The sequence below is a fragment of the Candidatus Edwardsbacteria bacterium genome, assembly GCA_018821925.1.
Lineage (GTDB): Bacteria > Edwardsbacteria > AC1 > AC1 > EtOH8 > UBA2226.
Map to the genome: position 1 here is coordinate 1 of JAHJLF010000086.1, position 6,463 is coordinate 6,463.

6 protein-coding genes and 1 tRNA gene are annotated in these 6,463 nt (G+C 48.1%); 6 read left to right on the plus strand and 1 reads right to left on the minus strand.

From position 1 onward, the window contains the following. Positions 1 to 393 precede the first annotated feature (393 nt). Positions 394 to 469, minus strand: a tRNA-Ile gene (locus KJ869_10835). 182 nt (positions 470 to 651) lie between these two features. On the opposite strand from KJ869_10835, the gene KJ869_10840 reads away from it, so the two are divergent. From KJ869_10840 to KJ869_10865, 6 genes are all read left to right on the plus strand, one after another. Further along, entirely contained in the window at positions 652 to 1,704 is a 1,053-nt protein-coding gene (locus KJ869_10840; protein ID MBU1577683.1) for a metallophosphoesterase family protein, read from the plus strand. 3 nt (positions 1,705 to 1,707) lie between these two features. Further along, complete coding sequence (locus KJ869_10845; protein MBU1577684.1) at positions 1,708 to 2,646, plus strand: UbiA family prenyltransferase; 939 nt, start codon at positions 1,708 to 1,710, stop codon at positions 2,644 to 2,646. 150 nt (positions 2,647 to 2,796) lie between these two features. After that, positions 2,797 to 4,239 carry an AmmeMemoRadiSam system protein B gene (amrB, locus tag KJ869_10850; GenBank protein MBU1577685.1) on the plus strand — a complete coding sequence of 481 codons (1,443 nt, stop codon included), beginning with the start codon at positions 2,797 to 2,799 and terminating at the stop codon, positions 4,237 to 4,239. Then, positions 4,236 to 5,414: an ATP-binding protein gene (locus tag KJ869_10855; protein ID MBU1577686.1), complete on the plus strand. Its 1,179-nt coding sequence runs from the start codon at positions 4,236 to 4,238 to the stop codon at positions 5,412 to 5,414. The genes amrB and KJ869_10855 overlap by 4 nt, the downstream gene beginning before the upstream one ends. Before the next feature lie 95 nt (positions 5,415 to 5,509). After that, complete coding sequence (locus tag KJ869_10860) at positions 5,510 to 5,824, plus strand: hypothetical protein (GenBank protein MBU1577687.1); 315 nt, start codon at positions 5,510 to 5,512, stop codon at positions 5,822 to 5,824. Between the two features lie 4 nt (positions 5,825 to 5,828). After that, positions 5,829 to 6,356, plus strand: coding sequence for a zinc ribbon domain-containing protein (locus KJ869_10865; protein ID MBU1577688.1), 528 nt, complete (start codon positions 5,829 to 5,831; stop codon positions 6,354 to 6,356). The last annotated feature ends 107 nt before the right edge of the window (positions 6,357 to 6,463 follow it).

A 6,463-nucleotide genomic window follows, 5' to 3' on the forward strand; every position in this document is an offset into this window, starting at 1 on the left:
CCAAAACGTGCCTTACTTTCTCTTGTGACCAAGAGAAAGTAACAAAGAGAAGTCCTGGGGGCGTTCCAGCTAATGTCTATCAAAAGAAATACGAATAAAAGTATTTAACATTATTTTTATCACTCTGCCCTTGCCCGATGCCGCCGACCGCCCCCATACCCCGCCCGATCATTTTGGCAGGCAAAATGATCGGTTTGTGTTTGTTGGTTTTATCTGTCCCTGTGATAAGAAATTCCCCAGTCCCATTGATCTCCCCCTTCCCCCTACTAATGTTATTGAGCCGGTCGAAGTATTAAAAGCGGAGCAGAGAAGAGCCATTATAAGAGAAAGCGGAGACCGGTTTTGAATGAAAATAACAAAGGGACGATCAAATGATCGTCCCTCGAATATTTCTGGTGGGCCCTCTGGGATTTGAACCCGGAACCAACGGATTATGAGTCCGCTGCTCTAACCGTTGAGCTAAGGGCCCACAAAGTATGGTAATGATAACATATAGTCAGATGTTTAGTCAATATCTTTAATAGTCTGTAATACTGTAAATCCTTTGCTTGACATAATAAAACGACATTGCTATAATCATTAATTAAGTGAATTATATAAAACATTAAAGGGATAAAGATGAAAAAAGCAACAGCAATTATGGCTCTCTTAATGGCTTTCTCTGTGTTAGCCCTGGCCGGATCGTTCGGGAAACAACACAAGCCCGAGATCAAAAAAGGCCCCTACCTATCCTGGGATGGCGACCCCCAGACCACCATGACCATAAGCTGGGAGACCAATATTCCTGTTTCCGGAAAACTGGCCTACGGGCCCAAGGGCAAGATAAACCGCATCTTGCGGGACGACCAGGCCGGGACTCTGCACCACCTGAGGATAAAGGATCTTAAACCCGACACCCGCTACTACTACCAACTGCTGAACGTGGTCGCCCCGGTCTGCAGTTTTAAGACCGCACCCCGGGAGATGCGGGATTTCAATTTTGTCATCTACGGCGACACCCGAACCTTCCCGGAGCAGCACAAAAAGGTGATCGCTGCCATAACCCAATATAATCCCGAGTTCCTTATTCATACCGGCGATTACATCCAGGACGGACGGATCTGGGACCAGTGGCAGGAGTTCTTCGACGCCAGTCGGTCTTTTTCCTCTTTCATTCCCCTGCTGACAGTGATCGGCAACCACGAGAGGACGGCCGATAATTACCTTAAACTATTCGCCCTGCCGGGCAATGAACAGTGGTACTCCTTCGATTATCTGAACGCCCATTTCGTTATGCTCAACACCGAGGAGGATTTCTCGCCAGGCAGTTTGCAATACCAATGGGTTGAGGCCGAGCTTAAAAACTCCCGGCCCAAATACAAATGGCTGTTCGTTATCCAGCACCGCCAGACATTCTCCTCCGGCAAGCGGGGCAGCGACAAAAAGATACTGGAGAATCTGGAGCCGCTGTTCCGCCATAACCAGGTGGACATGGTCTTCTGCGGGCACGAGCATTTTTACGAAAGGCAGCGGCAGGCCGGGGTCAACTACATAATCACCGGAGGGGGCGGGGCGCCGCTGTACGAGGTCAATCCCGGCGATTCCACTTTTCATGCCGAGTCCAGCCTGCATTACTGCCAGATAGAGATCAGCGACAGCACCGCTAAGGTGAGGATGGTCCGGGTGGACGGCACCTCTCCGGATAGTCTGGTGATAAAAAAATAAAAGATGATAAATAAAAAATCAAATATCCTGGATTATTTTTTTGTATTGCGGCCGATCCTTTTGATCCCGGCCTGGACCATGCTTTTGGTGGGCTATGCCCGGGGTCAGGGGCAGCTATCAATTATCCTTGTCTTGCCCAAAGAATTCTGGCTGGCTGTGCTGATATACAGCGGCCTGATGGGGGCGGTCTATATAGTCAACCAGATATTCGATGTGGAGACCGACCGACTCAATAAGAAATTATTTCTGGTGGCTGAGGGCTACGTAAACAAAAAAGCCATCATCATCGAAGCCGCAGCCCTTTTCCTGGCGGCTATAGTCATTGGTTTCTGGAAATTCTCCGTTTTATTCGGGATCGTCATCATGCTATCAGGCATTTTAGGCCTGCTGTATTCGGTGCCGCCGTTCAAGTTCAAGGCCAAGCCCTTTCTGGATATGCTGGCCAACGGCTTGGGGTACGGCCTGCTGGCCTTTGCCGCCGGCTGGATCTCTGCCGGCAGGGACAATACCAATATATGGTTGTTCTCCGTCCCCTATGTGCTGGCGGTCTCGGCGGTATACCTGAACACCACCATCCCGGATCACAATTCGGACCAGGCCACCGGCAACATCACAACCGGGGTCTTTATGGGCATCAAAGCCACCCGCTGGCTGGCGCTGACCATGATGCTGTCCAGCCTGCTGCTGTCGATCCATTTTAAGGATTATCTCTGCCTAGCGGCGTCCGGTGCGGCCCTGCCATTGTTCGTGATGGCCGTGCTCTCGGCCAATATGCGCTGGACCATGCTGTCCTACCAGGCCGGCTCGCTGATGCTGGTCGTCCTTTCCGGCATACTGTTCCCGGTGTTCATCCCGATACTGATCGCCACATTTCTGGCCCTGAAGTTCTACCACAAATGGCGGTTTGGAATGGACTATCCGAAATTTGCCGATAGGGCATAATTGCACACGGATAACACGGATCGGGTGAGATTTTCACGAATATATTACCCTTGCTTTTTGTGAATCATGAAATATATATGCCTGCCATTGGTGTTGAACTTTTTATGGCTGGGGTTCTGTAGCGCTCAGCCGGATAAGGAGGGACAAGCAATGAGTATAAGAAGATCCATCATTGCCGGAAGCTGGTATCCGGGGGATGCCGATACCTTATCGGCTCAGATAAAAAAATATCTTGATGCGGCAAAGAGGACCGAAAGCGACGAACTGTTGACGGGCATCATCGTTCCTCATGCCGGGTATATGTATTCCGGTCCGACGGCGGCCTATGCATACAAGAACATCAGTCCGGAAAATATCTCCACTGTCATTATGGTAGGGCCCAGCCATAGCGCCTATTTTGAGGGTGCAGCAGTCTACGGTTTCGGCGCTTGGGAGACGCCGCTGGGAAAAGCCGAGATCGATTCCGAGTTGGCCGAAGAAATAATTTCCCAGGATCCGAAATACATTCATGACAACCCCGGGGCCCATGCCAAGGAGCATTCACTGGAGATACAGCTTCCATTCCTGCAGTCGGTGCTGAAGCCGGGATTCAGGATCGTGCCCATAATGCTCTACGATCAATCCCTGGCATCTTGTGACCGTCTGGCTCAGGCCATAGCCGGGGCGGTCAAGGGGCGGGACGACGTCCTGCTGCTGGCCTCCAGCGACCTGTCGCACTACCATTCCCATGCCGAGGCGAAAAAACTCGATAAATTGGTGGTGGACGCCGTGAGGAAATATGACCCGGAAAAACTGGCCGGCAACCTGGCCTTTGAAAAATGTGAGGCCTGCGGGGGCGGCCCGGTGGTGACGGTGATGCTGGCCTGCCGCTATCTGGGGGCGGATAAATCCGTGGTCTATGACTACCGGACCTCCGGTGATGTAACCGGGGACAAAGGCCAGGTGGTGGGCTATCTGGCGGCGGGGCTCTATGATACAAAAAATAAAAAAGAAAAGATCAAAGATAAAAAAACAGAGGCAAAGGCAACGGAAAGCGATAAATTGACCATTGAAGAGAAGAAGGAATTATTCCGGATCGCTCACGCATCCATCGAAGCGGCGGTAAAGGGGCAGGATATACCAAAATCCAAACCGTTGACGGCCAGGCTGGCCGAACTGCGGGGTGTTTTCGTTACCCTGAAAGAAGCCGGCAATTTAAGGGGCTGCATAGGCTATATCGAAGGAATAAGGCCCCTGTATCAGGCGGTGGCGGAGATGGCGGTGGCGGCGGCCACCGGGGATCCCCGTTTCCCGGCCGTCACTGAAAAGGAATTATCAAAATTGGAATATGAGATATCGGTGCTGACGCCCAAGAGACAGATAGGTTCGCCCGATGAATTTATAGTCGGCAAGCACGGGATAATTGTTCAGCAAGGCGGACGCAGCGGGGTGTTTTTACCGCAGGTGGCCCCGGAGGAAGGCTGGAACCGGGAGGAGACCTTGTCATATCTGTGTCTGCACAAGGCCGGCCTGCCGGCCAATGCCTGGAAGGATAAGGAGACGAAGTTGTTCGTGTTCGAGGCCGAGGTGTTAGAGGAAAGAGATTTGATATGATTAATAATGAATTAAAGAAGGTAGAAGATATTAACCGTCTTATTGAAGATGGTGTAATGGAAGACAGAATACTTGATTATAAGGAAGCATTTCCCGAAAACAATGATGATGGTACAAATAATTTTTTAGCAGATATATCTTCAATGGCAAATTGCACAGGTGGTGTAGTTATTTATGGCATCGAAGAAGAAAAAGACGCTAAAGGTCAACCCACAGGTATCCCAAAAAGTATCAAAGGAATTGAAATTGAAAACTGGGATAAAGTTAGATTAAAATATCAAAGTAAAATAAATGATGGCATATCCCCCCGTATACAAGGGATAGAATTTGAAGAAATCAGATATAATGCTAATAAATCTATCGTTATTGTCAGGATACCGCAAAGCCCATTTGCGCCACATATGATTACTTTTAAAAAAAGATCACCTTTTTACACTAGACATACAGCTGGTAATCAACCAATGGATGTTTTTGAAATCGGACAGGCGTATATGAAGACAGCAAACGCCTATGAAAATGCAAGATTATTCAGAAACGAACGTATTAATGGTGTTCATAAGGATAGTTATTTACGACCTATAGATTTAAATGGAACACCCAATATTTTTTTACACATAATACCTTTATTTTCAAATGTTGTGATAGATTTTACAAAAAAAGAAATACGTGACCATTGTGTACTTACTCCATTAGCAAGTGGTGTCGGTAGTTATCGAATGAACATAGATGGAAGATTGATATATGATAAAGATAGGAATGGTTGTACCTATATTCAATTATTTAGGGATGGGAAAATTGAGTATTGTGACAATAAAACTATTTTTGCCAGCGTTGATAAGAAAATTGATATAAAATGGCTTGAGAGAAGGGTAATTGATAGCTTGTATAAGGTAACATCGCTTTATAATTATCTTGGTATAACTTATCCGGTGATTGTATTTTTGTCTTTGTTGGGCGTGAAAGAATATAAGATAAATGCGGGCAATGATTATTTAAACACTGACGTTGCTTTTGATTCCAATGATTTACTATTGCCCGAATTAATAATGGATAAGGGGCCAACAGATATTACTGAATGTGCGTCGTTATTGAAAACAACTTTCGATATTTTATGGAATGCTGGTGATTATGTAAGGTGTTTTAATTATGATGAAGATGGGAAAAGAATCCAATAAAAATATTAAATAATAAAAATACGCTAAATGACAAAATTGTCAACGGCAAAATGTTATTAAACATGAATATAATTAAATAATCTATATAAATCATCATGCGACAAAAACAGATCATCGAAGAAATGGCCCTGCTGGCCGAAAAACTGGGCCTTAACATCAAATTCGACGAATTCGACGGCCGGGGCGGTTGGTGCCGGGTCAAGGACAGTCAGCGGATAATCATCAACAAGCGGCTGGGGCCGCAGGAACAGATCAGGATATTATCCCAGATCCTGGCCGGCTATCAGATCGAAGAGCAATCCATGGCTCCCAAGATCCGCCAGCTTATCGAGGAGGCCCGGGAGGAGCTGCAGCCGGCGATGGACATGACCGGCAAAGAGACTTCTTCTGAGACCCAATCGGCGGAATAAGGCAATGGCCCGGAACTCGAATAATCTGACTCCCTGCCGGGAGTGCCAAAAGACGGTCAGCCCCAACGCCAAGGCCTGCCCTCATTGCGGGGCGCCCTATCCGGCTAAAAAGGAATGGAACGGCTGGGGCTTCGAGTGGAAAAGCCAGACCAGCTATTACGGCTGGCCATTGGTGCATATTGCGGTGGGGTTGGATAAGAACAACAAGTTGCGGGTGGCCAGGGGCTGGATAGCCATCGGCCAGTTCGGCATCGGACTTATCACCATCGCCCAGTTCGGGGTGGGAGTTCTGTTCGGCCTGGGGCAGTTCATCTTCGGTATAACGGCGGTGGCCCAGTTCGCCATCGGCCTGCTGTTCGGGCTGGGCCAGTTCGCCACCGGGTATGTGGCCATCGGACAGATGGCCCTGGGATACTATGCCTATGCCCAGATCGGACTGGCCAAATATCTCTGGACCAAGGGGCATCAGGACCCCGAAGCCGTTCGCTTTTTTATGGAACTGAAGCGTCTTCTTAATTCGATCACCGGTTAATATTATTAATCCGAGCGGCATATCGTTTACATATATTTTGGTTTGTAAACATTGCGAGAAATGAACACGTCATTCCCGCAGAAGCGGGAATCCAGAAAAATGCCTGG